Origin of the sequence: Streptomyces sp. NPDC058685 (assembly GCF_042714725.1) — a bacterium.
Lineage (GTDB): Bacteria > Actinomycetota > Actinomycetes > Streptomycetales > Streptomycetaceae > Streptomyces.
The window spans coordinates 1-23,666 of the sequence record NZ_JBHXSL010000044.1; the positions used below are offsets into that span (position 1 = coordinate 1).

Genomic DNA, 23,666 nt, shown 5'->3' on the forward strand with positions numbered 1-23,666 from the left:
CCCCCGAGGCACGAGCACGGGGGCGTGCTGCCGCATGGGTTACAGCGGTAGCGCGCAGACCGCTACCGGAAAGCGAAAGGGGCTTCCCGCAGGCCGCAGTTCTCCGGTCGTCCGATCGACGTGGAACACGGACACCGTGCTGGAGCGCTGGTTGGCGGCGAACAACAGATTCTGCGACGGCGACAGGGCGATGTGCCGGGGGTGGTCGCCGCCGACCGGGACGGTGCCGAGCAGCCGCAGCCGCGCTCCACCGTCCTCCACGGCATAGCGCGTCAGGCTGTTGTGCCCACGGTTGGCGAGAAACGCGAACCGGCCGTCGCGGGTCACCGCGAGCTGCGCCGGATGGCTCGTTCCCGGGCCCGTCCCGGTGGGTTGCGGCGCGCCCGGGGTCAGCGTGCCCGTGGCCGGGTCGTAGCCGCAGACGGCCACCGTGTTGTCCAGCTCGTTGGCCACGTACGCGGAGCGGCCCGAGGGATGGAAGGTGAGATGGCGCGGTCCGGCACCCGGCCGGACCGTTGCCCGTGACACCGCGGTGAGTGTGCCGCGCGTGGTGTCGAGCCGGTAGGTGTAGACGGTGTCGGTGCCCAGATCCACGGCGAGGACATGACCGCCGTCCGGGCTGGTGATGATCTGGTGCGCGTGCGGTCCCGCCTGGCCGGGGCCGGGCGGCGGTGCGGAGTGCGTGACGAGGGCCGTGCGGGCCCCCAGCGCGCCGGACGCCTCGATCGGGTGCACGGTGACGCTGCCGGACGTGTAGTTGGCGCTGAGCAGCCAGTTGCCGCCCGGATGCACGGACAGATGACAGGGGCCGGCGCCGCCGGTGGCGCGGCTGCCGAGTACTTGGTGCCGGCCGTCCGATGAGAGCCGGATCGCGGTCACCGCTCCGTCCTCCCGCTCGTTCACCGTGTAGAGCGTGCCGCCGGAGGGGTGGAGTGCCAGGAACGAGGGGTCGCCGACACCGGTGACCGTGCCGGTCGCGGTGATGTGCCCGGTCGTGTCGTCGTACGCCGCGAGACCGATGCCGGCGCCGCCACCGGCGACGGAGGTGTAGGTGCCCAGAAAGAGTCGCCGCGGCCCGCGCGGCGCGGCATGCGCGGTCGCCGGTAAGGCGGCCGTGACCGTCGCGGCCACCACCGTCCCGAGAAACCTGCGCCGGCCCGGCGCTTCGGCGACGGGCACGGAACGGTCGGTGTCCGCCGGTGCTGCTCTGCTGCTCATGTGCTCTACCTCGGAAATCGGTCCGGGTGGTGCGAGGTGGGGGGTGCCGGTGGGCGGGGGTGAGCGCGGCGGACGGCCGCAGAGCGGCTCACGTCAGGGTGATCGCGTACACCTCGACCCGCGCATCGTCGGGGAGCGTCACCGAGCGCGGCGACCTGGTGCTGTCGAGTGTCGCGGAGTCGCCGAACAGCCGTACCGGCGGCCCGTCGACGCCCTGCCCGGCCTTGATCCGGTGCGGCATGTCGAGTACCACGCTGCTGCCGGCCGGGGCGGAGCCCGCCCAGTCGCCGATCGTCACCGGCACCTGCGCCGTACTGCCGTCCGTGTAGCGCACGGTCAGCGAGGTGGTCACCGGACCGTTGTGCGAGGCGGCCACCAGGCGCAGCGACGACCGGGCCCCGGAGGGCAGCAACAGCGTCTGGCCGCGGGCCTCGACGAAGTTCGGCGCGGTCCCCGACGGGTCGGGCGCCCGGTACGTCGTGCCGTTCCAGCTGACCGGCCCGGCGGGGGGCAGCAGCCCGGCGTCGTAGCTCCAGCCGCCCCCGTCGAAGTCACCCTGGCCGGACTGGTCCGTCGTCGCCGTGCCGTCATGGTTCAGCGCGCCCGTCAGATCCACCGCGCAGGTGGACCCGCCCTCAGCCGCGCACGACGCGGCCGGACGCACCTCGACCGTGGCGCTGCGGACCACCGCGGCCATGCCCGGCGCGGTGACCGTGATCCGTACGGGATAGGAGCCCGTCGGCGTCCCGGCGGGCACCCCGACCGCGATGGGGACCGTCTTCTGCACCGGCAGATGACGTGAGTTCAGCGTGAGCCGAGATGCCGCCCGCACGGACCACCCGGCAGGAGCCCGGACACCGACGGTCGCCCGGACGTCCCCCGGGGACTGTGCGAGGACGTCCACCGCCAGATGCGCCGTCTGCCCGCTGCCCCCGGCCGGTACGACGTCGGCGGCGGTCCGCAGCGAGGCGTCCAGTCGACGGCGTCGGTCGGCGCCGCCCCCGGCGTTGACGGACGGCGGTTCGGCGCCCGGGCTCGTACCCCACGCGGACGGGGCCGTGCCGAGCCGGTGGTCGAGACGGCCGCCGTCGGCGACGTCGTCCCAGTCCAGCCAGGTCCGGCCGACCGGCGCGCCGTCGAGAGCCACGGACTGCACATAACGGCGTTCGTCACTCGCGCCGGGAGCGGTGATCCGCAGGGTGCCGCCCCGCTGCCGGCCGTACCGGCCGACCGTGACCACCGCCGACTCGAACTGCGGGCTGGACAGGGCCAGATGATCGGCACCGCTCATCACCGGATACAGCCCGAGCGACGAGAACACGTACCAGGCCGACATGGTGCCCAGGTCGTCGTTGCCCGTCATACCGTCGGGCCCGGTGGTGAACAGCGTCATCGCCGCCCGGGTGACCGTCGCCGTCTTCGCGGGCGCGCCCGCCCACAGATACATGTACGGGGCGTGCAGATCGGGCTCGTTGTTGGGGTTGTAGGTCGGCTTGCCGTAGTAGTCGTACGGCTGCGAGATCCAGTCGCTGCGGGCGGTCCCGGCCGGGTCGGTCAGCAGCTTGTCATGGACGAAGAAGGCGTCGAGGCGCTTCTCCGTGGCCTTCCTGCCGCCCATGAGACCGACCAGCCCGGCCGGGTCCTGGGGCACCAGCCACTGGTACTGATAGGCACCGCCCTCGTGGAACTGATGGCCCGCTTCCACCGGATCGTAGGGGGTCACCCAGGTGCCCTGCGACGTGCGGGGCCGGAACTGGCCGATGGAGGAGTCCCACAGATTGCGGTACCACTGCCCCCGGCCGGCGAACATCCGCGCGTCGGCGCCGTGTCCGAGCCCCTTCGCCATCAGGGCCAGTGAGGCGTCGGCCGCCGCGTATTCGAGTGTGGCCGACGCGGGGTGGTCGCAGTCGTTGTCGCCGCCCTTGTCCGCGCAGTCCTTGCCGAGTCCGAGGCCGGACGGGATGTAGCCGCGTTCGCTGTAGAAGTCCACGCCCGAGCGGCCGTTGTAGGGGGAATCGGCGGGCGGTGTGGCGGTGGCGTTCTTCCGCAGCAGCGCGTAGGTCTCCTTCTCGTGGCCGGACAGGAGCCCCTTGGACCAGGCCTCGACGAGGAACGGGGTCACCGGATCGCCGGTCATGATGTTGGTCTCGCTGTTGGCGAGCGCCCAGCGGGGGAGCCAGCCGCCGTCCCTGCCGATCGCGACGACGCTCAGGGCGACCTCGCGGGCCACACCGGGTTGGAGGAGCTCCAGCAGTTGGTTCTGCGGCCGGTAGGTGTCCCACAGGGAGAAGTTCTGGTAGGGCGTGTAGCCGTCCGCCGTATGGGACGTGCGGTCGAAGCCCACATAGCGGCCGTCCACGTCGCCGGCCACGTTCGGGTGCAACTGCGCGTGATAGAGCGCGGTGTAGAAGGCACTCTGCCGCTCGCGCGTGCCGCCACCGATCCGGACGGACCTCAACTGCTTCTGCCAGGTGCTGTGCAGGGCTGCGCGCGTGGCATCGAAGTCGTACGAGTCCTTCGTCTCCGCGGCCAGGTTCTTCCGGGCACCCTCGATCCCGGTGTACGACAGGCCGACCTTCACCACGACGTCCTTGTCGGCGCTCGCGTCGAAGGTCACCCAGGCGCCGTTGCCCCCCTCGCCGGCGGCGTCCCTGCCGCCCGGCGTGGGGGTCGCACCGCGCCAGGTGCCCTGCGTCCTGAACGGGCGGTCGAAGGTGGCGGTGAAGTAGACGGTGTGACGGTCCTTGCCCGCGCAGAAGTTGCCGGCGTCGACACGGCCCTCGACGGTCCGGTCGCCGATCACATGGACCTCGGAGTCGTACACCTTCTGGTTGGCCCTGCCGGTGTTGAACAGAACGTTGGCATCGCCCGTGGACGGGAACGTGTAGCGCTGCCAGCCGGTCCGCTGCGTCGCGGTGAGCTCGGCGTCGATCCCGTAGGACCGGAGCTTCACCCGGTAGTAGCCCGGCTCCGCCTGCTCGTCGTCGTGCGAGTACTCCGAGCGGTACTCGTCGGGGTTCACGCTTTCGACAGCACCCGTGGTCGGCATGATCGGCAGCTCACCGGCCACCCCGCAGCCCACGCCCGACAGATGGGTCTGGCTGAAGCCGTGGATCTTGTTCTGCTGGTAGTCGTAGCCGCCCTGACCGCCGGTGTCCGGGCTGACCTGCACCATGCCGAACGGGGCGCTCGCACCGGGGAAGGTGTTGCCGAAGTTCTGCGTGCCCACGAACGGGTTGACGAGCGCGGCCGGGTCGTCCGCGACGGCTGGTGCCCCGGCGGCCACGGCCGAGCCCGCAGGGCCGGACAGCCCGCCGGCGAGCAGAACGGCCGCCAGCAACCGGGCGGTTCTCGTGCGCATCCGAACGGCCGACTCTCGCATCTGGGCGCCCCTTGCTGACAACGTTGTCCGATTCGAGTGCGGGAAAGCTTTCATGGTCATCGGAACCTGTCAATGGCCCGCTCACGCCCGGCCGTCGGCGGGCGGCCGGGTCTCGCAGGTCCGGCCCGGACGCGGACGGCGGACCTCGTTCCCGGTCGGGCCGGGTCCCGGGCGCAGGGGAGCCTCCTCCGGCGCGGGGAGCACGAACTCCGCCCGGACCGGGCCGCGTTCGACCGGTGTCCCGGCCCGCGGCCCCGGCTCGGTGAAGGGCTGCTCGCGTTCGGGGAGGGGGACGGGCGAGAGGTGAGGCCCACCGGTGCCCGCACCGCGGAGGGTGGTGCCCGCACCGCGGTGGGTGCGGTGCCCGGTCGTCGACGCCGGCGCCGTCAGGGCTGCTTCGCCCCATGCCTCGACGGCGTCGAGCCATGGCCCCGGGCCGGCGAGGAAAGCGGGGTCCCGTAAGCGGTCGCGGAGCACCGCGGGCGCTTCGTGGACCGCACGCAGCGCCTTCCGGAGCGGAGACGCGTGACCGCCACGACGGAACTCCGCGACGGCGGAGGCGAGTTCTCCGCCCTGACGAGCGGTCGCCCCGCCGGTGCGGTGGAGGCCGGCGAAGGCGCGCAGGGCGCCGACGGCGGCCTCGTCCCCGCCGGTCAGCTCGTCGAGCGCGGCCGACCAGGACCGTTCGGGGTCGTAGTCGCCGGTGTTCCAGGCGTAGTCGGCGAACCCGGAGAGGGCGATCCGCGAGGCCCGTGGCGCCGGGACCGTGACCAGACCGAGCGCCTCCTCGGCGAGACCCGGGCCGTGCCCCGCGTAGGGGCCGAGCGACAGTCCGCCCAGTGCGCCGCCGACCGGTCCGGAGTCCCGCACCAGCAGTCGCCGTCCGAAGATCTCGCGTGCGGTGGCCAGTTGCCGCCGGTGCCCAGGTACCGCGCCTCCGACGGTCCACTGGACGACGGTGTCGGGATCGAGTTCCTGCGCGAGCCGGCGCAGATAGTCGTCCTGCCCCGGGCCTTCAATGGCGGTGGGCACGATCTGCAGGGGTGCCTCTCCCGGGTACGGGGCGCCCCCCGCGTGGAGGGCGTTGGCCAGACGTGCCTGAGCGTGCGCCATGGCCGTGGGCTCCGTGCCCATCGCGCCGTCGGGCTGCCCGCCGGCGCAGTGGTCGAAGCCGATGACGAAGCTGCGGACACCGATGGTCCTGAGGGCTGCGACCTTCGCGGTCAGCTCACCCGGGGCGGGATCCCCCGGCCGGTCAGGGGCCAGGACGTAGCCGAACTCCACGTGGTGGGCCCGGGCGTGCCCGACCAGCTCCGCGATACGGGCGAGTTCGCCGGGCGGATGCTCGCGTCCCCGGTACGGGTCGTCCGCGGGCGCGTAGTGGTACGTGTTCACGTTGTGCCTGCCCAGCCACTCCAGGTCGGCGCGGCGGCGCTGATGCGACCACGGCGGGTTCGGCGAGACGTCGACAACTCCGCGCCGCGACAAGGAGGGCCAGTCGCGGATCACCGTTCCCCGCAGCCTCGGCCCGCGCACCAGCCGGCGCAGTGTCTGGGCCGCGTAGTACGTGCCCGTGGGGTCCGCGCCGCTCAGCACGATGTGACGGCGACCGTCCCGGCCCGCGCCGACGGCGAGGACGTATCCCTCGGCGGCCATGGTCTCGGCGCCCTGGACGCCGAGCGCGCTCAGTGCGTCGGCCGTTGCCTCGTTCTCCCGGTGGCCGCCGACATGGACGGCGAAGCGGTCGTGCGGGGGCGCGTGGTCGTCCGACCGGCCGATGGTGCGGACGCCCGCGTCCTGGAGCACCTCCTCGACGACGGCCAGGGCGGCGGCGTCGGTCGACGCCCCGCGGACGAGGGTCACCGCCGCCGGAAGGCGGATGGTCTCAGATCGCTTCTGCACCGATCGGGGCCGCGGGAGCAGTCGCGGCGCGCGGTCCTCATGGCCGGCCGCGGCTCGACCCGGGGTGCCGGCGGTGGCCGGGGCGCGTTCGAGGAGCGAGAGCAACAGGGCGACGGCATGTGCGCCGCGGGGGTGCCGGTGGGGCCGGAGCGCCGCGGATGTGGTTCCGAGTGCCATCGCTGTGCCGCCTCCTCGTCAATGCCTTGATGCTGGAGGACTGGACCACTGGCTGACATCGTTGTCAAGAGGGTGGGACGTACTGATGTGTCCGCCTGTCGGCGACGCTCCGGAATGCCCTGGTCACAGGGGGAAGGCCCCGCGCCCGCTGTCGCTGCGGTGCGCGGGGCGCCGGGGAATCGACCGGAAGTCAGCCGTTCTGGAGGGTCAGATCACCGCGCTGGGTGGTGAGGGTGACGGGGATCGGGATGAAGCCGCCCGAGGTGTCCAGCGCGATGAGCGAGGCCTCGCCCTGCGCGGCCCCGGTTGCCAGCAGCCCCATGTGGTTGCCGGTGTTGCGCCATTCCCGCTCCTGGCCGTCGCAGATCGCCGTGGTACTGCCGATGCCGACCTGGGTGTCGCCCTGGGTTGCCTTGGAGCTGATGACGATCGGGCCGGTGCGCAGTGACGAGCAGCGGTAGGTGCCGCTCAGCGTGAGCGTTCCGTCCGCCGCGATCAGGCCGATCCCGTCCACGGTGACGGTGTCGGGAGCGAATTGAGCGCTCGCGCTGCCGGGCGTCAGGCCGGTCGCGAGGGCGGCAGCGATACAGACCGATGAAATGAGCGTTGCGCGTCGGGCAGTGATCATGCAGAACAAAACGACCGTCCGCGGCCGAGGTGTCGCGGCATCGCACGGACGAGCGAGCCCGTGCGGTCCTGACGAGGGCGTACCGGTCATTCGGCTGAGCGGGGAAGGCCGGCGGGGAATGCGTCCGGTATCCCAAGAATGATGGAGGATTCAACAAGTTCGGTCCTCCGGTCACCCGTCGAGCGCGTTTCGCATATGCCAGTCGTCGGGCCTTCGGGGCGCGGCGGGAATGGCGACACGCCAGTTCCTCCGAACGAGTGTTTTCTCCGTCACTTGATGGTGAGTAGGGTGTGGCCCGCTGTCGGTGATCTATCGCGGGGGAGACCGGCTCAATTCCGCCTGGCCGGAATGCGTGTGAGAGTGCGTCAGTGTCGTCTGCGGGGGACGGAGGGGGATCGTGGCCGCTGGCTCGTTCGAGGGGCAGTACGTCTGGCATCCGGCGGCCGACGACCGTCAACTGGCCCGTGCCTGCGTCGATGTGAAAGCCGGCCGCTATCTCAGTGCCCACGAGGTGCTCAGGGACTCGCGCGACGATTTCGACGTACGCGCCCACCGTTCACTGGTGCTGGCGTCCGAGGCGGCCGACTCGGACCTCGCCGAGCGCTGGCTCGCCGAGGAGCCGGGCCCCGAGTCGGCGCTGCTGTGGGCGCGGGTGGCGATGCTCCGCGCGCTGCGCTCGGCCGACGCGCAGGACCGGCGCACCGGCACTCTGGTCGGCATCGCGAACGGCGCCTGCGATCGGGCGGCGCAGCTGCTGCCCGAGGACCCCACCCCCTGGGTGGCGCAACTGGCCCTGGCCCGTGTCCGGCGGCCCCTCGACCCGGCCCCACAGGGCCTGTTGACCGCGCCGCCCGGCCCCTGGCAGTTGTTCTCCCGTGTACTGCGGCTCGACCCCTGGAACCGTGAGGCCCATCACCGCTTCCTGTCCTTCTTCTTCACCCGGCACGGCGGAACGGCCAGCGCGCGCTGGGACGTCGCCTCGTTCCTCAGCCACCGTGCCCCGGCCGCATCCCCGTTGCGGCTGCTGCCCCTGGTCGCCCTGGTCGAGGAGTACGACCCCTCCGCCCTGCTCGCCGACCGCACCTGGCGCCAGCCCCAGTGGCTGGCCACCTCGATGGGGCTCTACCACCACTGGTTCCCCCGCACGTCCGACTACCGCTTCACCCCGGTCCTGGACCTGTCGTATCTGGCGCACGCCCTCTACATGGCGAAGCGCGAATTCGAGGCGCGGGAAGTCCTCACCGCGATGGGACCCTATGCGTCGCGTATGCCATGGAGTGTCTTCGGTGCGCCGGGCGAGCAATTGACCCGCGCGAGACGCACCTGCGGGCTTCCCATCCCGAATGCCGCCTGAATTCCTCCCGGCCGATCCCGCCCCTTTCGACTCCTTCTTCTTCGACTCCTTCTTCCAATCCCTCAGGGAAAGGGCGCAGTTGTGTCCGAGCGTACGTCCCCACCCCGATTGAAGAACCGTCATCGCCATGACGGAGCCGTCGCTCTCGACGACGACGCGACCCTGCACGCCATGGGCTATCCACGAAAGCTCACCCGACGATTCCGTGCCTTTGACAATTTCGCCATCTCCTTCACCATCATCAACATCATCTCCGGAATCTTCTCCGCCTTCGGATTCGGCATGGGCGCCGGCGGCCCGCGCATTCTGGTCCTGGGCTGGATAGGCGTGTCCGTCATGGTGCTGTTCGTCGGCGCCGCGATGGGGGAGATCGCGTCCGCGTATCCGACGAGCGGGGCGCTCTACTTCTCGGCAGGCAAGCTCGCCAAACGCCACCGCGGCGCCTGGTCCTGGTACACCGGCTGGCTGAACTTCGTCGGGCAGGTCGGCGGCACGGCCGCCACGGGGTACGCGGCCGCCACCTTCATCCAGGCGTTCGTCGTCATGCAGTGGCCCGGCTACGAGATCACCGGTCAGCGGACGGTGCTCATCACCGCCCTGATCGTGCTGCTCCAGGCGCTGGCGAACACCTACACCGTGCAACTGGTCGCCGCCCTGAACCGGATCTCCGTGTGGTGGCTGCTGATCGGCATGGTGGTGATCGTGCTGTGTCTCGCCTTCATACCGACGCACCATCAGTCGCCGTCGTTCGTCACGCATTTCGTGAACAACACCGGCTTCAGCAACGGTGTGTACGCCGCAATGCTCGGCCTGCTGGTGACCAGTTGGACGTTCACCGGCTTCGACGGCAGTTTCCACATGTCGGAAGAGACGGTGAAGGCGACCGTCAACACCCCCAGAGGCATCATGCGGGCCATCGGATGCTCGGCGGTCGCCGGACTCGTCCTCATGCTCGCCCTGGTGTACGCGATCCGCGATTATGCGGCTACAGCGAGTGCTTCCGCACCGCCGGTGCAGATTCTCGTCGACGGCCTCGGAACGGGCACCGCAAAGCTGCTCCTGCTCATCGTGATCGGCGCCATGCTGTTCTGCGGGCTGGCCAACATGACCAGCAATACGCGGCAGATCTTCGCCTTCTCGCGGGACGGCGCGATGCCCGGATCGCGGCTGTGGCATTCGGTGTCCCCGCGGACCCGCACGCCCGTCAAGGCGGTGTGGCTGGCGGCCGCCTGCTCCCTCGTCCTGATCATTCCGGCGTGGTGGTCGCACACGGCGTTCACCGCGATTGTGAGCGTCAATGTGGTCGGGCTGTATCTCGCCTACGGCGTACCGATCTTCTTGCGTCTGCGCCTGGGCGACGACTTCGATGCCGGTCCCTGGAGCCTCGGGCGCTGGGGCAGGCCCGTCGCGCGGGTGGCCGTGACCTGGATCGTGTTCAGCAGCGTGCTGTTCATGCTCCCGCAGGTCTCCCCGATCACGGGGACCACCTTCAACTACGCCCCGATCGCCCTCGGAGTCGTCCTCCTCATCGCCACGGTCTGGTGGTTCGCCACCGCACGGCGCCGCTTCCAGGGCCCGGTCAGCTACGGCAGCCCGGACGAGGTGGCAGCCATGGACCTGATCTGACCCGGGGCCGATCCGGGGCCGCAAGCCCGCACGGCCCACCTGTTCGCACGATCCGCAGCTGTACGGCACGAAAGGTGCGCAAGCTCATGAACCCTCACGACGAATCCCCCCGGTCGCCCTCGGCCGGCCCGGGCAGCACACCCGGCGCGGCGCCCGGCGCCGGTGAACTCACCGTCAGCGCCGCATCGTCGGAGGACTGGCACCTGGTCGCCCGCTGGGCCGCCGACGAAGGGTGGAACCCGGGCAACGGCGACGTGGCCTGCTACCACCCCACCGACCCGGCGGGCTTCTTCGTCGGCCGGCTCGGCGACACGATCGTTTCCGCGGTCTCGATCGTCATCTACTCGGACCGCTACGCCTTTCTCGGCTACTACCTCGTGCACCCCCTGCACCGCCGCAAGGGCCTCGGCCTCGCCACCTGGCAGGCCGCCTTCCCGCGCGCCGGCGACCGCGTCGTCGGCCTCGACGCGGTACCGGCCCAGCAGGCGACCTACCGGCGATCCGGCTTCACCGCGGTCGGCGAGAACATCCGCTACGGCGGCCGCCCCGCCCGATCCGGCACGCCGGCACCGGGAGTGGTTCCCGTGGCTCCGGAGCACCTGGACGCGATCGCCGCGTACGACCGGGAGTGCTTCCCCGCCGACCGACGGGACTTCGTCTCCCGCTGGCTGACCGCGGCCGGCCACCGGGCGTACGCGCGGCTCCGGGACGGCCGGGTCACCGGCTACGGAGTGATCCGCCCCGCCCTCGAAGGCCACCGCGTCGGCCCGCTGTTCGCCGACACCCCCGAGGACGCGGAGGCGCTGTTCGACACGCTCACCGCCCACCTCGGCCCGGACGAGCAGGTCGCGCTCGACGTACCCGAAGCCCGGAAGGACGCCGTCGCACTCGCCGCGGCACGGGGCCTGGAGCCCCGGTCGGTCACCGTCCGGATGTACAACGGACGGGCGCCGGAGGTGGGTTCGGAGCGCATGTTCGGGGTCACCTCGCTCGAACTCGGCTAGCCGGTCCGTCGCCGAGGGCCCCCGGCCTCACCGCTAACCGGCCGGGGCCGGCGCTGCGCTGTCCGGTGCCGACGCGGTGGTGCCCGTGTCCGCCGAGTCGGACTGCGGCGGCGGGGGTGGCGGTGGGGGCTCCGGGGACTGGGTGGGCGGGGGTTCGGGGCTCTGCGGTTGCGAGGGCGGGGGCTCCGAAGGTGAGTCCGGCGGGTTCGAGGGCGGCGAATCGGGCGACGACGGCGGGCACTTCCCGCCCGGCGACGGACACGCGGACCCGGACGAGCCCGAGGGGGAGGTGCCCGGTGTGGGTGCCGAGGGGAGCGGCTTCTTCGGGGGCGCCGTCTTCTTGTCGCTGCCGCCGGTGCCACCCGCGGGTCGTTCGAACCAGTCGTCGTTCTCGCCGTCGAAGACCACGAACTCCTTGACCGGCTGCGGCGCGGGCGCGACGATCACTTCCTTCCCCGGCCGGTACCCGGGCCAGGCGTCGCCCGTGCGCTTCGGTGTGCCCTTCAGCTCCTTGGGCTCCTGGAGCGGGTTGCCGCAGGCGCAGCGCACCGTGGGCACGCCGCGGTCGTCGATGAGGACGGCCGTGCCGGTCTGGAGCACCGCCTGGTAGCTGGTCGGCTTGCCGTCCCGGTAGCCGTGGTTGGTGACGCGGGTGTCCAGCCGCAGCTGGACGGGTGTCAGCGAGCGGAGATACGCGGGTACGGCGCCGGGTTCGACGTCCACGACCGACGCGAAGGCCGTGTTCTTGGCCGGATTGTCGGTCAGGTACGTGACCTGCTGCTCGACATTGCAGCTGGCGACCTTACGGGTCCCCCCGTACAGGCCGGGAGTTGAGCCGACCACGCTCTGCGTCTGGTTGGCCGCCCTCGCGGTCGCGGTCGGCTGCGCCGACTCGTCCGTGGGCGCGTCCTCGCGTGCGGTGGAGGGGGTGTAGGGGTCGGGGCCCGCCGTGCCCGCGGCCTGGAGGAACACCTCGCTCCCGGAGCCGGAACCTCCGTCGGGGCGGGTGAAGACGACGATCAGCGCCACGGCGGCCACCAGCGCGACGGCGATCGTGGCCACCTTGGGTACGGAGCGCCACCACGGGCGCTGCCCGCCGTCGCCGGGTCCTCCCGCGGGAGTGTCGGAGCCGCCCGTTCCGCCGGGTCCGCCCGGACCGCCACCGCCCGGACCGCCACCGCTCGACGGGCCGGGAGGCGGGCCGGGTGGCGGCGTGGGTCCCCGCGACGGTCCGGACAGAGGGCCCGACGGTGGACCTGTGGGGCGTTCGGACGGTGGCTGTTCGGCGCTCACGGGCTCTTCTTCCCACGATGAGGACGTCAAGCGGAGTGGAAATGCCCTACATATTCCGTTGAAGACATTTCAGGGCACTTCACGACCATTGTGTGCTCCGCTTCCGCACGGCTCGCAAGCTGACGCGGTCGGCCCTCCCGGCGGGCGGAGGGCCGCTCGGCTGCTTAGCGTGGCAGCGTGAGCCACGAGGAGATCCACGACCGCGACCGGCCCGCCCGTGCCTCGCACGGCTGGGGCCGAGCACTGGTGGCAGTGCTCGGCGGCGTGGTCGCCCTCCTCGTCACGGCCGCCCTCGGGCTGTGGGCCGCAGGCGCCGCCGATCTGCCCGGAGGCGCCTTTCCGTCCGTCGTCGCGGCGGTCGTCGTCATGGCGGTCGGCGGCTCCGTCGAACTCTCCGGAGACGCCGGGCTCATCGCCGAGACCAGCGCGGGACTCACCGTGCTGCCCCTCTCGGTGACGCTGGCGGGTGCCGTGGCCATCGCCGAGGGGTTTCTGCGTCCTCTGCGACACCGGGCCGTCGCGAGTGCCCGCGAGCTGCTCGGCTGGGCCGCCCGGCTCGCCGTGCTGTGGGCGATCGCCCTCATCGCCCTCGCGGCCTTCGCCCGGCACTCCTTCGCCGTCTCCCTCGGTGAAGGAACCGTCGCCGACATCGGTGACCTGCTCGACTCCGCCCCACAGGTCGGCTTCCGCGCGAACATCCCCGTCACCGTCGTCCTGGGACTGGTGTGGCTCGCGGGCGTCCTTCTGCTGGCCGTACTCGTGTCGCGCAGGGCACCGCTGCCCGGCCGTCTGCTGCGTTTTCAGGAGTCGGTGCGCCCGGCGGCGTTCGCCATGGTCGTCCTCCTGCTCGCCTATGTCGTCGTGGGCGTCGTCGTGGGTCTCGTCGTCGCGGCGAGCCGGGGGCACCCCGCCGAGACGTTCGCCGTGATCCTGCTCGGGCTGCCCAACCTCGCCTGGATCGCCTTCACCGTCGGACTCGGCGCCACCTGGGACGGCAAGGTCGAGGGCCCCTTCGGGCTGCCCGTGCCGCAGGTTCTCGACGAAGTGCTGCGCACGCCGGGCGGCTCCACGGTCAACCTGAGCTCGCTCACCGAGCGGGACAGCCGCGCCTGGTGGCTGCTCGTCGTGGCCGCCGTTCTGCTGCTGACCGCCGCCTTCCTGATGGCCGTGCGTTCACCCGCCCGCGTACGACCGTGGCAGCACGCCGTGCACATGGCCGTGGCGCTCGTCCTCACGGTGCTGACCGTCTGCCTCGTCGCCCGGCTGACCGCGCACTACGGACTGTCGCTGCTGGGCATCGGGGACATCGACGGAGGTCTCGGCGGTGATGTGTTCCTGCGGCCGCGGCTGTGGTCCGCCCTGGGGCTCGCCGCCCTGTGGGGACTGGTCACCGGCTTCTTGGGCAGTCTTCCGGCCCTGCGTGTCCACCGGCGCGGCGAGGTCGGGACGACCGACGTCTGAGACCGGGACGGGCCCTGCCCTGCTGCCTCCACCGATCCGGCCTCAGGCCGGGAGCCCGGGGAACACCGGGATGGCCCAGCTCGGCGGCGGGGGAGGCGGGCCCGGATCCACGGCCCCCGCGACCGCGGCCAGATCCCCGTGGGCCGGCGGATGCCCCGCCTCGGTCCCGCTCCTCGCAGCGGCCCGGAGCGACGCCACGAACTGCAGACAGGAGCCGTAGCGGTCGTCCGGGCTCTTGGCCAGCGCCTTCGCCAGGACGCCGTCCACCGCGGCCGGCAGCCCGGCACGCTTCGACGTCAGCGGCGGCGGCGGATCGAACTGATGCGCCCACAGCAGCGCCATGTCGTCGTCGCGCTGGAAGGGGGGCACCCCGGCGAGGGTCTCGTAGACCACGCAGGCGAAGCTGTAGACGTCGCACCGGCCGTCGACGGGCCGGCCGGAGATCTGCTCGGGCGCCACATAGTCGAGCGTCCCCACGAACTGCCCGACCGAGGTGAACCCCGTCAGCGACAGCGACTTCTTCGTCAGCCCGAAGTCGGTGAGATAGACGTGCTCGGGGTGGTCGCTGTCCGTGCCCTCGGCGACGAGGATGTTGCCGGGCTTCACGTCCCGGTGCACCAGGTCGTGCGTGTGTGCGGCGTCCAGGGCCGAGGCGACCTGCGCGGCGATCCGGCCGGCGGTGGCGAACGGCAGCGGCCCCTTGCGGTCGAGCAGGGCCCGCAGGTCCTGCCCGGCCACATAGCGCATCGCGATGTAGAGAACGCCTTCGGTCTCGCCCGCCTCGAAGACCGGGACGATGTGCGGGTGGTCGATGGCCGCGGCCACCCGCGACTCATGGGTGAACCGCCGGCGGAAGGTGTCGTTGCGCGCGAGTTCGGGCGCGAGCAGTTTCAGCGCGACCGTACGATCCAGCCGCAGATCGCGGGCGCGGTACACCACCGCCATTCCGCCGCGCCCGATCTCCTTCTCCACGCGGTAGCCCGCGATCTGCTGTCCGACCAGGTCGGACGGCCTCCCGGTCGGCAGACCGGTGTCGCGCGGACTTCTCGCCATCACCGGTCACCCGGCCGGGCGGGTGGATCGGAATCGTCGTCGGCGGGCGGTACGGGATCGTCGTCGGCGGGCGGTACGCGGCGGGTCTCCTCGCCGTCCTTCGGGACCGGGTCGTCCGGGACCCGCGGTTGTGCCTGCGCCGGTTCGACGGCCCGGGTCGCTTCCGCGGGCGCGGGCGCCGGGGTCACGACACGCGTGGGCTCCGGAGGCACCCTGGCCGGCTCGGCCGCCTCCGGCTGAGCCCGAGCGGGTGCCGGTTCGGCGGGCTTCGCGGCCTCCGGCCGGGCCTGCGCCGGTTCCGCCGGTCCTGCGGTTTCCGGCTGAGCCCGAGCGGGTGCCGGTCCCGCCGCCTCCGGCCCGGCCTGCGCCGGTCCCGCCGCCTCCGGCCCGGCCTGCGCCGGTGCCGCCGCCTCCGGCCGGGCCTCCGCCTGGTCCACCACGCGGGTGGGCTCCGGTGGCGCGGCCGCCCGAGCTGCCGGGCCGGCCGACTCCTCCGGCCCGGCAGCCGTCGCGAACGTGCTCAGCCGGGCGCCGTCGCAGTACACCCAGCGCTCGTGCTCGGAGTCGTACAACCAGACCGATTCTCCGTCCACCACCATGCCGACCCGCAGTCCCCGGGTCCGGCGGCGGAACGTCTCCCCGTCGGTCCGTCCGGTCGCCAGCTCCTCGGCCGCGCGCCGGTACCTACCGAGTGACTCCCCGGCCCGGGTCAGCAGCGGGCGGGGATCGGCCGTGCGGGTGAGGGGCTGCCCGGTGGCCGGGGGCTCCTGCGGTACGGAGACCAGCAGCCGGCCGTCCACCCAGGCCGACCAGCCGTTGGCGCACTCGATACGGCCCCAGTCGCCCCGCCGGTCGACCAGCCGCACCGGGAGCAGCGCGTCCAGGGGCGCCGTCGGCCGGGACACGTCCGGCTCCTCCCAGGCGGGCAGACCGTCCCGGGGGACGACATGTGTCGGACGGAAGTCCTCGATGGTCATGGTGGCTTCGCCCTACTTCCGCATGACGGCGGGCTCGTGGCGGCGCAGCAGCCGCAGGACGGCGTAGCCGAAGATCAGAGAGAGCACCAGCAGCATTCCCATGTTCAGCAGCCACACGCCCGCCGAGTGCTCGAACAGCGGGTCCGCCGTGAGGTCGCCGGGCACGATCCGGGACAGTCCGACGGTGCCGGCCATCGCTCCCAGCGCCCAGCGCGAGGGGATGAACCAGGCCAGCTGCTCGATCACCGGCAGCCCGCTCAGCCTGAGCAGGGCCCCGCAGAACACCACCTGCACGATGGCGAGGAGCACCAGCAGAGGCATGGTGACCTCTTCCTTGCGCACCACGGCGGAGACGAGCAGGCCGAGCATCATGGCCGTGAACGACAGCACGGCGACCGCGAGGGTGATCTCCACGAGGGGTGGCAGCAGCACTCCCTTGCCGCCCGGCGCGTTGGGGGCGACGCCGACCAGGCCGACCAGGGTCAGGACCACGGCCTGGAGCACGGTCACCGTGCCCAGCACGACGACCTTGGACATCAGATACGCGGATCTGGACAGTCCGACGGCTCGCTCCCGCCGGTAGATCACCCGTTCCTTGACCAGCTCCCGCACCGCGTTGGCGGCCCCGATCAGCACGCCGCCCACACACAGGATGAGCAGCGCGTTCATCGCCGTCTCCTGGGTGAGGCGGCTGCCGGCGAGCGCACGGGCCATCGCGCCCATCACGAACGGCAGCGCGATCATGATCACCAGGAAGGTGCGGTCGGCGGAGAGCGCCGCCGCGTACCGGCGCACCAGCGTCCTCAGCTGCGATCCCCAGCTCTGGGCCTTGGGCGGCGCCACGAAGGCGGCCGCCGACTCCTGCGGCTGGTGGGGCTGGGGGGAGGCGTTCGCGATGTACCGCCGCTGGAGCGTCGAGTCCCGGTACGCACCGGCCCAGTCGCGGTCCCGGTCGTTCTCGAACGCCTCGAAGGCCTCCGGCCACTGCTCGAAGCCGAAGAACGGCAGTGCCTCGTCGGGCGGCCCGTAATAGGCGATCCGGCCGCCGGGCGCGAGGACGAGCAGCCGGTCGCACACGTCCAGGCTGAGCACGCTGTGCGTGACCACGATGACGGTGCGCCCGTCGTCGGCCAGGCCGCGCAGCATGTGCATCACCGAACGGTCCATGCCGGGGTCCAGCCCGGACGTCGGCTCGTCGAGGAAGAGCAGCGAGGGTTTGGTCATCAGTTCCAGCGCCACGCTCACACGCTTGCGCTGGCCGCCGGACAGACTGTGGATCGGCTGGTCCGCACGCTCCTCCAGGCCCAGCTCGCGTACCACTTCCTCCACCCGGGCCAGACGCTCGGCCTTCCCGGTGTCCTGGGGGAAGCGCAGTTCGGCGGCGTAGCCGAGGGCTCGGCGCACGGTCAGCTGGGTGTGCAGGATGTCGTCCTGCGGCACGAGACCGATGCGCTGGCGCAGCTCGGCGAAGTCCCGGTACAGATCGCGCCCGTCGTACAGGACGGTCCCCTCGTCGGCGGGCCGCAGGCCGGTGAGCGCGTTGAGCAGGGTGGACTTGCCGGCGCCGCTCGGGCCGACCACGCCGAGCAGGCACTTCTCGCCGACCGGGAACGAGACGTGGTCGAGGAGTGTCTTGCGTCCGTGGTCCACGGTGACCGCGAGATCCTGCACGTCGAGGGAGACCTCGCCGGTGTCGACATACTCCTGGAGCTGGTCGCCCACCAGGCAGAACGCGGAGTGGCCGATGCCGACGATGTCACCCGGTCCGATCCGGGCGCTCTCGACCGGCTGTCCGTTGAGGAAGGTGCCGTTGTGGGAGCCGATGTCGACGATCTCGTAGGTGCCGTCGGAGTGCGCCCGCAGTTCGGCGTGGTGGCGTGAGACCACCAGATCGTCGATGACCAGGTCGTTGTCGTCGCCCCGGCCGATACGGACGGTGCGGGTCGGAAGCGGTCGCACACTGGTCGGCTGCCGGAAGGTGCCGGTCGCCCGGGGCATCGAGACCGCCGAGGGCCTGTCCCGCCCGCCGGACACGGGCCCGGACACGGGCTCCGCCACGGGCTCGGACACGGGCTCGGGCACGGGCTCGGGCTCCGACACGGGCTCCGCCACGGACACGGGGTCCGCCACGGGCTCGGGTGAAGCCTGCCCGGTCAGCACGGCACGCGCGCCGTCGACCGCATGGCCGAACCGCAGCACGCTGCCCGGCCCGACGTCCCACTGGTCATCGACGCGCCGGCCGTCGGCATAGGTCCCGTTGGTGCTGCCCTCGTCCGAGACGGTCCAGTGACCGTCGTCGGCGTGCAGCACCGCGTGGTGCCACGACACCCGGTCGTCGTCCAGCACGATGTCGCTCAAGGGGTCGCGCCCGACGTGGTAGTCCCGGCTCGGACTCATCACCGTGGAGCCCGCGTCTGTTTCGAGGACAAGTTCGGGCGCAGTCGGTGCTACGGGCCGCTCTCCCATGCTCGAATTCTAACTTTTCGTCCCGGTATGCGCCCAGGCAGCGGCCGGGCGGGACTGGTGCAGATGCGTGTGGCAGCGACCGCGCGTCTCCAGCCCGGAGGGGTCGTGACCGCCCCGCAGGGCCCGCTCGACGACGCGGCGCTGTTCCGCCGGGCCGGTGAACAGACGCCGCGGGTGGGTGCGCCCGGTATCCGTCCGGGTGACCAGGCCGTGGCGGGACAGTCGCTCGGCCACCGGCCGGTACGCCACGGTGCGCGGCACGAACGCGCCCACCCACACCGGGACCTGCGCACAGCGCAGCAGTGTCTCGAACGTGCGCCAGGTGACATGACCGATGCCTGCGCTGACGGTGATCAGCCCCGTGCCGGCCATCGCGCGCCGCAGATGTCTGCTGGGCGGACAGCACTCCAGATTCTCGGTGTACGTCTCGTCCAGCAGCCCCACGGACTGGGCGTACCGGACGGCGTTGCCCGCGATGTCGACTCCCACCACCGGGACCGCGTCCGATCTGCGCCGCAGGGCGAAGAACTCCCGGTCGCACCGGACGAGTTCGGCGTGGGTCAGTCTCTGTGCGTCCGGGCGGGTCCAGTGCTCGTACAACTCGGCAAGCGTCACATGGTGGTTGAGCAGCGCCGCGTTGATGCCGTACGAGCAGCAGAGGTCGAGAACCGTGAACGGCCCGCTGCCGTGGGCCGACGCGCGCTCGGCGATCGTTTCGCGGAAGACCCGCTGTGCGTGGTGCGGTGTCTCGTACGACAGCCGGGCGAGCCGCTGGACGTGCGCGCGGGGGTCGGGCCGGTCGTGGATGTCGTCGAACCGGCTCCGGTCCAGGTCGATACTGCTCCGTCCTCGGATCAAGGCAGGCCTCCACAGTTCTCCGCGGACCGGTGTCGGGCGCGGCGCGGATGAACCTCTATCGGAGGCCGGCCGTCGACCGGTAGACCGCACAGGCAGAACCGGCCACGCTCCCGGCGCCGCTGACGCGTCGTCACCGCGGCAGGGCCGGTTCCTTGGTTACCCTCGCACCGTCGAACCCCCCGACGACGGAAGGCGATGTGCGTGACCATGCCCTCAGCTCAAGGCGATTCACGCGGCGACGGCACACCCACGACGGTCGCGGTGCTCGGCACCGGGATCATGGGTGCCGCCATGGCGCGGAACCTGCTGCGCGGCGGGCTGGCCGTCCGCGCCTGGAACCGCACCCGGGCGAAGGCGGAGGCCCTCGTCGCCGACGGGGCCTACTGCGCCGACTCCCCGGCCGACGCCGTCCGGGGCGCGGATGTGGTGCTCACCGTGCTCAACGACGGCCCGCGGGTGCTCGCGGCCATGCGGGAGGCGTCCGACGGCCTCGCTCCGGGCACGGTGTGGGCCCAGTCGGCGACGGTCGGGGACGCCGCCACGGCCGAGCTGGCCGGTTTCGCACGCGAGCACGGGCTGGCCTTCGTCGACGCCCCCGTACTCGGCACCAAGCAGCCGGCGGAAGCGGGCGAACTCCTCGTGCTGGCGGCCGGTCCGGACAGCGCTCGTGCGGCGCTCGCTCCCGTCTTCGACGCCGTCGGACGGCGCACCACATGGGTCGGCGAAGACGGCTCCGACGGCGGCGCCAGCAAGCTCAAGCTGGTCCTGAACAGCTGGGTGGCCGCCCTCAACCACGCCGCCGCCGAGGCGATCGCCCTGGCCCACGGCCTCGGTGTCGACCCCCGGGCCTTCCTCGACAGCGTGTCCGGCGGACCGCTGGACAACGGCTATCTGCGCCTGAAGACCGAGTCGATCCTGGCCGGCGACTTCACCCCCAGCTTCAGCGTCGACAACGCCCTCAAGGACGCGCGCCTCATCGTCGAGGCCGGCGAGCGGCGCGGGGTCGCCCTGGATGTCGCCCGCGCCGGGGCCGAGCGCTTCGAGCGGCTGGTCGACCGGGGCCTGGGGGAGAAGGACATGGCCGCCAGCTACCTCGCCTCCTTCGACGACCCGGAGAAGACCCCGGAGCCGCGCGCCGAGTGAGGCCCGCGGCAGCCGGACCCGTCCTCGTCCGCACCTTCCCGGGTGGGGAAGGTGCGGATGAGGTCCGTTCCCCTCAGGCGCGGGCGAGCCGCAGCGTCAGGATCTGGAACGGGCGCAGGGTCAGCGTCACCGTGTCCCCGTCGCAGGACACCGCCTCATCGGCCAACGGCCGCTCCAGCAGGTCGTTCACCTGCGCCCCGGCGAGGGCGAATCCGGTGCGCAGCGTCGCCCCTGCCCGCCCGCCGAGACTTTCGTAGAGCCGCACCACGACATCGCCCGAGCGGTCGTCGGCGAGTTTGACCGCCTCCACCGTGACGGCCGGGTTGTCACTGGTCACCAGCGGAGCGACCGGCCCGGCCTCGGCCACCCGCAGCGGCAGATTGAGCGCGTATCCCTCCGCGATCGCGTCCTGCACCGTCGCCCCGGGCAGCAGGGCGTAGGTGAAGCGGTGGCGTCCCTGATCGGCCTCGGGGTCCGGGACGCGCGGCGCGCGGACCAGACTGAGGCGGACCGTGGTCGTCGTGCCGCCGTCCTCGCGGGTGGTCCGTGAGACGTCGTGCCCGTACGTCGAGTCGTTGATGACGGCGACGCCGTAGCCGGGCTCCGCGACATGCACCCAGCGGTGCCCGTAGACCTCGAAACGGGCCGCCTCCCAGCTGGTGTTGGTGTGGGTGGGCCGGTGCACGTGCCCGAACTGGATCTCCGCCGTGGACCGGTCGGCACGGACGTCGACGGGGAAGGCGGCCTTGAGGATCTTCTCGGCCTCGTGCCAGTCGATGTCGGTCTCCACGTCGATTCGCCGGCTCCCCGCCCGGACCGTCACCGTCTGGGTGATACGGGAACCCTTGCCGAAGGCCCGCTCGATCCGCACCGCGCCGAGCAGCGGCCCCGACTCCACGACCGTGACCGACTCGGCGTCGAGCAGATCGGTGAAGCGGTTCCTGTAGTGCTTGTCGATGTCCCAGGCGTCCCAGTAGTTGGGCAGGTCGCTGTGCAGCCGCAGCAGATTGCCGGGCCCGGCCAGCACCTCGCGGCCCGCCACCAGGTCACGTACGGAGGCGAGTGTGCCGTCGGCCGCGAACTCGACCCGCACCAGGCCGTTGTCGAGCACCCGGTCCGTCGTCGTGACCGGCCCGGGGGCCGTGCCCGTCCCGAGCGCGGCACTTCCGCCGCCGGGCACCTCGGTGTACGTCAGGCCGCCGTCCGGGGTCCGCACCACCTCGGCACGGTCCAGCGGGCTCGTGTTGAACACCTGCGGCGCGCCCTCGCCCAGCGCGGCCAGCGCCTCGGAGGTCAGCGCCTCCAGCTCCCCGGCGACCCGCGCGTACTCCGCCTCCGCCTCGCGGTGCACCCAGGCGATCGACGAGCCGGGCAGGATGTCGTGGAACTGGTGCAGCAGGACCGTCTTCCACAGCCGGTCCAGCCACTCGTGGGGATAGTCGTAGCCGGGGACCCGCAGGGCGGCGGCCGTCGCCCACAACTCCGCCTCCCGCAGCCGGTGTTCACTGCGCCGGTTGCCCTGCTTGGTGCGCGCCTGCGAGGTGTACGTGGCGCGGTGCAGCTCCAGATAGAGCTCACCCGACCACACCGGCGCGTCCGGGTACTCGGCCCGGGCCGCCTCGAAGAAGGCGTCCGGGTGCTCGACGCGCACCTTGGCCGAACCCTCGAGGTCGGCGAGCCGCCGGGCGCGCTCCATCATCTCCCGGGTGGGACCGCCACCGCCGTCGCCGTGCCCGAACGGCGCGAGCGAGCGCGTACCGCCGCCCTTGTCCTGGTAGTTGCGGACCGCGTGGGCCATCTCCTTGCCGGAGAACTCGGCGTTGTAGGTGTCCACCGGCGGGAAGTGCGTGAAGATCCGCGAGCCGTCGATGCCCTCCCACCAGAAGGTGTGGTGGGGCAGCTTGTTGGTCTGGTTCCACGACAGCTTCTGGGTGAGGAACCACTCGTTGCCGGCGAGCTTCGCGAGCTGGGGGTATGCCGCGTTGTAGCCGAAGGAGTCCGGCAGCCACACGCCCCTGGTCTCGATGCCGAAGTGCTCCATGAAGAACCGCTTGCCGTGCACGAGTTGGCGTGCGATGGCCTCACCGCCGGGCAGATTGCCGTCGGACTCCACCCACATGCCGCCGACCGGAGCCCACTGTCCGTCGGCGACGGCCTTCTTGATGCGCTCCCACACCCGCGGGTAGTTCTCGCGCACCCAGGCGTACTGCTGCGCCTGGGAGCAGGCGAAGACGAACTCCTCGTACTCCTCCGCCAGGGCGGTCACATTGGAGAACGTGCGCGACGCCTTGCGCTTGGTCTCACGGATCGGCCACAGCCAGGCGCTGTCGATATGGGCGTGGCCGACCGCCGACATCGTGTGCGCGCTCGCGTGTGCGGGCCGCGCCAGGACCGGCCGCAACAGCTCCCGTACGTCCGCCGCCGAGCCCGGGATGTCGTCCAGGTCAAGTGCGTCGAGCGCGCGGTCGAGGGCGTGCATGATCTCGTGGCGGCGCGGTTCGTGGTCGCCGAGCTCCAGCATCAGCTCGCGCAGCACCTGGAGATCGAGGGAGAGGTGCCACACGTTCTCGTCCAGCACGGCGAGGTCCGCGCGGGCGAAGGTGTAGAGCGGCGCACGGCCCGCGGTGGCCGGATCGCCGAGCGGGGTCGGGCCGCGGAAGTCGTTCGCCAGGATGTCCGGGTTGGAGGCGGCCTCGATGAGGTAGTCGACCCGTTCGCCGCCGGCGGCCGGGCGCGCGACCGGGACGTACTGGTTCTGCGGGTTGACCGCCTTCAGCGGGGTCCCGTCCACCGTGTGCACCAGAGCTTCCGCCTGGTTGCCCGGCCAGTCGCCGACGAAGCCCAGGTCGAAGACGGACTCGACCCGGCGGCCGGCCCACCGGGCCGGGACCTCGCCGCGCACCCGGAACCAGGTGGTGCCCCAGGGCGGACCCCACGGTGTGCCCGTCACGAACGGTTCGTACGACTGGGCCGCGGCCTCCTCGAACGGCACCGGCTCGCCCGGCGCCTCCCAGGCCTCGATCGTGAAGGGCACCGCGTCGGCATGGACGGCGTGCCGGATGCGCTGCTCCAGGATCCGCTCGACACGTTCCTCGATACGGCGGCGTTCGTCGTGCATGTTCGG

15 protein-coding genes are annotated in these 23,666 nt (G+C 72.0%); 5 read left to right on the plus strand and 10 right to left on the minus strand.

Annotation, left to right across the window (positions count from 1 at the left end; translation table 11 throughout):
* Positions 1-39: 39 nt before the first annotated feature.
* The 4 genes from ACFWU3_RS27860 to ACFWU3_RS27875 form a co-directional block, all read right to left on the minus strand.
* Positions 40-1,218 (minus strand): lactonase family protein, encoded by a 1,179-nt coding sequence (locus ACFWU3_RS27860; protein ID WP_384443147.1) that lies wholly within the window; start codon positions 1,216-1,218, stop codon positions 40-42.
* Positions 1,219-1,306: 88 nt separating this feature from the next.
* Positions 1,307-4,579, minus strand: a complete 3,273-nt coding sequence (locus ACFWU3_RS27865; RefSeq protein ID WP_384443150.1) for a GH92 family glycosyl hydrolase — start codon at positions 4,577-4,579, stop codon at positions 1,307-1,309.
* 102 nt (positions 4,580-4,681) lie between these two features.
* The gene (locus tag ACFWU3_RS27870) at positions 4,682-6,679 is read right to left on the minus strand and encodes a beta-N-acetylglucosaminidase domain-containing protein (RefSeq protein WP_384443153.1); all 1,998 of its coding nucleotides are present in this window, start codon (positions 6,677-6,679) and stop codon (positions 4,682-4,684) included.
* 190 nt (positions 6,680-6,869) lie between these two features.
* Complete coding sequence (locus ACFWU3_RS27875) at positions 6,870-7,307, minus strand: DUF6299 family protein (RefSeq protein WP_384443156.1); 438 nt, start codon at positions 7,305-7,307, stop codon at positions 6,870-6,872.
* A gap of 397 nt (positions 7,308-7,704) precedes the next feature.
* On the opposite strand from ACFWU3_RS27875, the gene ACFWU3_RS27880 reads away from it, so the two are divergent.
* The 3 genes from ACFWU3_RS27880 to ACFWU3_RS27890 all read left to right on the plus strand — a co-directional run bounded on the left by ACFWU3_RS27880 (position 7,705) and on the right by ACFWU3_RS27890 (position 11,291).
* Positions 7,705-8,661: a hypothetical protein gene (locus ACFWU3_RS27880; protein ID WP_384443159.1), complete on the plus strand. Its 957-nt coding sequence runs from the start codon at positions 7,705-7,707 to the stop codon at positions 8,659-8,661.
* An 81-nt stretch (positions 8,662-8,742) separates the two neighbouring features.
* The gene (locus tag ACFWU3_RS27885; RefSeq protein ID WP_384443162.1) at positions 8,743-10,287 is read left to right on the plus strand and encodes an amino acid permease; all 1,545 of its coding nucleotides are present in this window, start codon (positions 8,743-8,745) and stop codon (positions 10,285-10,287) included.
* An 86-nt stretch (positions 10,288-10,373) separates the two neighbouring features.
* Positions 10,374-11,291 carry a GNAT family N-acetyltransferase gene (locus ACFWU3_RS27890; RefSeq protein WP_384443165.1) on the plus strand — a complete coding sequence of 306 codons (918 nt, stop codon included), beginning with the start codon at positions 10,374-10,376 and terminating at the stop codon, positions 11,289-11,291.
* Between the two features lie 33 nt (positions 11,292-11,324).
* Here the strand turns inward: ACFWU3_RS27890 and ACFWU3_RS27895 are convergent, their stop codons facing one another.
* Complete coding sequence (locus ACFWU3_RS27895; RefSeq protein ID WP_384443168.1) at positions 11,325-12,584, minus strand: DUF6777 domain-containing protein; 1,260 nt, start codon at positions 12,582-12,584, stop codon at positions 11,325-11,327.
* A gap of 177 nt (positions 12,585-12,761) precedes the next feature.
* Here ACFWU3_RS27895 and ACFWU3_RS27900 point away from each other — a divergent pair, with 177 nt between their 5' ends.
* Complete coding sequence (locus ACFWU3_RS27900; RefSeq protein WP_384443171.1) at positions 12,762-14,045, plus strand: streptophobe family protein; 1,284 nt, start codon at positions 12,762-12,764, stop codon at positions 14,043-14,045.
* Between the two features lie 42 nt (positions 14,046-14,087).
* On the opposite strand, the gene ACFWU3_RS27905 is transcribed toward ACFWU3_RS27900, so the two are convergent.
* The 4 genes from ACFWU3_RS27905 to ACFWU3_RS27920 are packed head-to-tail and all read right to left on the minus strand — an operon-like array spanning position 14,088 to position 19,399.
* On the minus strand, positions 14,088-15,098 hold the full coding sequence (locus ACFWU3_RS27905; RefSeq protein ID WP_384443174.1) for a serine/threonine-protein kinase: 1,011 nt from the start codon (positions 15,096-15,098) through the stop codon (positions 14,088-14,090).
* On the minus strand, positions 15,098-16,075 hold the full coding sequence (locus ACFWU3_RS27910) for a hypothetical protein (protein WP_384443177.1): 978 nt from the start codon (positions 16,073-16,075) through the stop codon (positions 15,098-15,100). The genes ACFWU3_RS27905 and ACFWU3_RS27910 overlap by 1 nt, the downstream gene beginning before the upstream one ends.
* Positions 16,076-16,087: 12 nt before the next feature.
* Positions 16,088-18,541 (minus strand): FHA domain-containing protein, encoded by a 2,454-nt coding sequence (locus ACFWU3_RS27915; protein WP_384443180.1) that lies wholly within the window; start codon positions 18,539-18,541, stop codon positions 16,088-16,090.
* 9 nt (positions 18,542-18,550) lie between these two features.
* Positions 18,551-19,399 (minus strand): hypothetical protein, encoded by an 849-nt coding sequence (locus tag ACFWU3_RS27920; protein ID WP_384443183.1) that lies wholly within the window; start codon positions 19,397-19,399, stop codon positions 18,551-18,553.
* A 207-nt stretch (positions 19,400-19,606) separates the two neighbouring features.
* On the opposite strand from ACFWU3_RS27920, the gene ACFWU3_RS27925 reads away from it, so the two are divergent.
* Positions 19,607-20,542: an NAD(P)-dependent oxidoreductase gene (locus tag ACFWU3_RS27925; protein ID WP_384443186.1), complete on the plus strand. Its 936-nt coding sequence runs from the start codon at positions 19,607-19,609 to the stop codon at positions 20,540-20,542.
* 73 nt (positions 20,543-20,615) lie between these two features.
* On the opposite strand, the gene ACFWU3_RS27930 is transcribed toward ACFWU3_RS27925, so the two are convergent.
* Positions 20,616-23,660: an alpha-mannosidase gene (locus tag ACFWU3_RS27930; protein ID WP_384443189.1), complete on the minus strand. Its 3,045-nt coding sequence runs from the start codon at positions 23,658-23,660 to the stop codon at positions 20,616-20,618.
* Between the last annotated feature and the right edge of the window lie 6 nt (positions 23,661-23,666).

Coding starts and splice junctions, on each gene's coding strand:
- ACFWU3_RS27860 (WP_384443147.1), bottom strand. CDS start 1,218: ATGAGCAGCAGAGCAGCACCGGCGGACACCGACCGTTCCGTGCCCGTC.
- ACFWU3_RS27865 (WP_384443150.1), bottom strand. CDS start 4,579: ATGCGCACGAGAACCGCCCGGTTGCTGGCGGCCGTTCTGCTCGCCGGC.
- ACFWU3_RS27870 (WP_384443153.1), bottom strand. CDS start 6,679: ATGGCACTCGGAACCACATCCGCGGCGCTCCGGCCCCACCGGCACCCC.
- ACFWU3_RS27875 (WP_384443156.1), bottom strand. CDS start 7,307: ATGATCACTGCCCGACGCGCAACGCTCATTTCATCGGTCTGTATCGCT.
- ACFWU3_RS27890 (WP_384443165.1), top strand. CDS start 10,374: ATGAACCCTCACGACGAATCCCCCCGGTCGCCCTCGGCCGGCCCGGGC.
- ACFWU3_RS27905 (WP_384443174.1), bottom strand. CDS start 15,098: ATGGCGAGAAGTCCGCGCGACACCGGTCTGCCGACCGGGAGGCCGTCC.
- ACFWU3_RS27910 (WP_384443177.1), bottom strand. CDS start 16,075: ATGACCATCGAGGACTTCCGTCCGACACATGTCGTCCCCCGGGACGGT.
- ACFWU3_RS27915 (WP_384443180.1), bottom strand. CDS start 18,541: ATGGGAGAGCGGCCCGTAGCACCGACTGCGCCCGAACTTGTCCTCGAA.
- ACFWU3_RS27925 (WP_384443186.1), top strand. CDS start 19,607: ATGCCCTCAGCTCAAGGCGATTCACGCGGCGACGGCACACCCACGACG.
- ACFWU3_RS27930 (WP_384443189.1), bottom strand. CDS start 23,660: ATGCACGACGAACGCCGCCGTATCGAGGAACGTGTCGAGCGGATCCTG.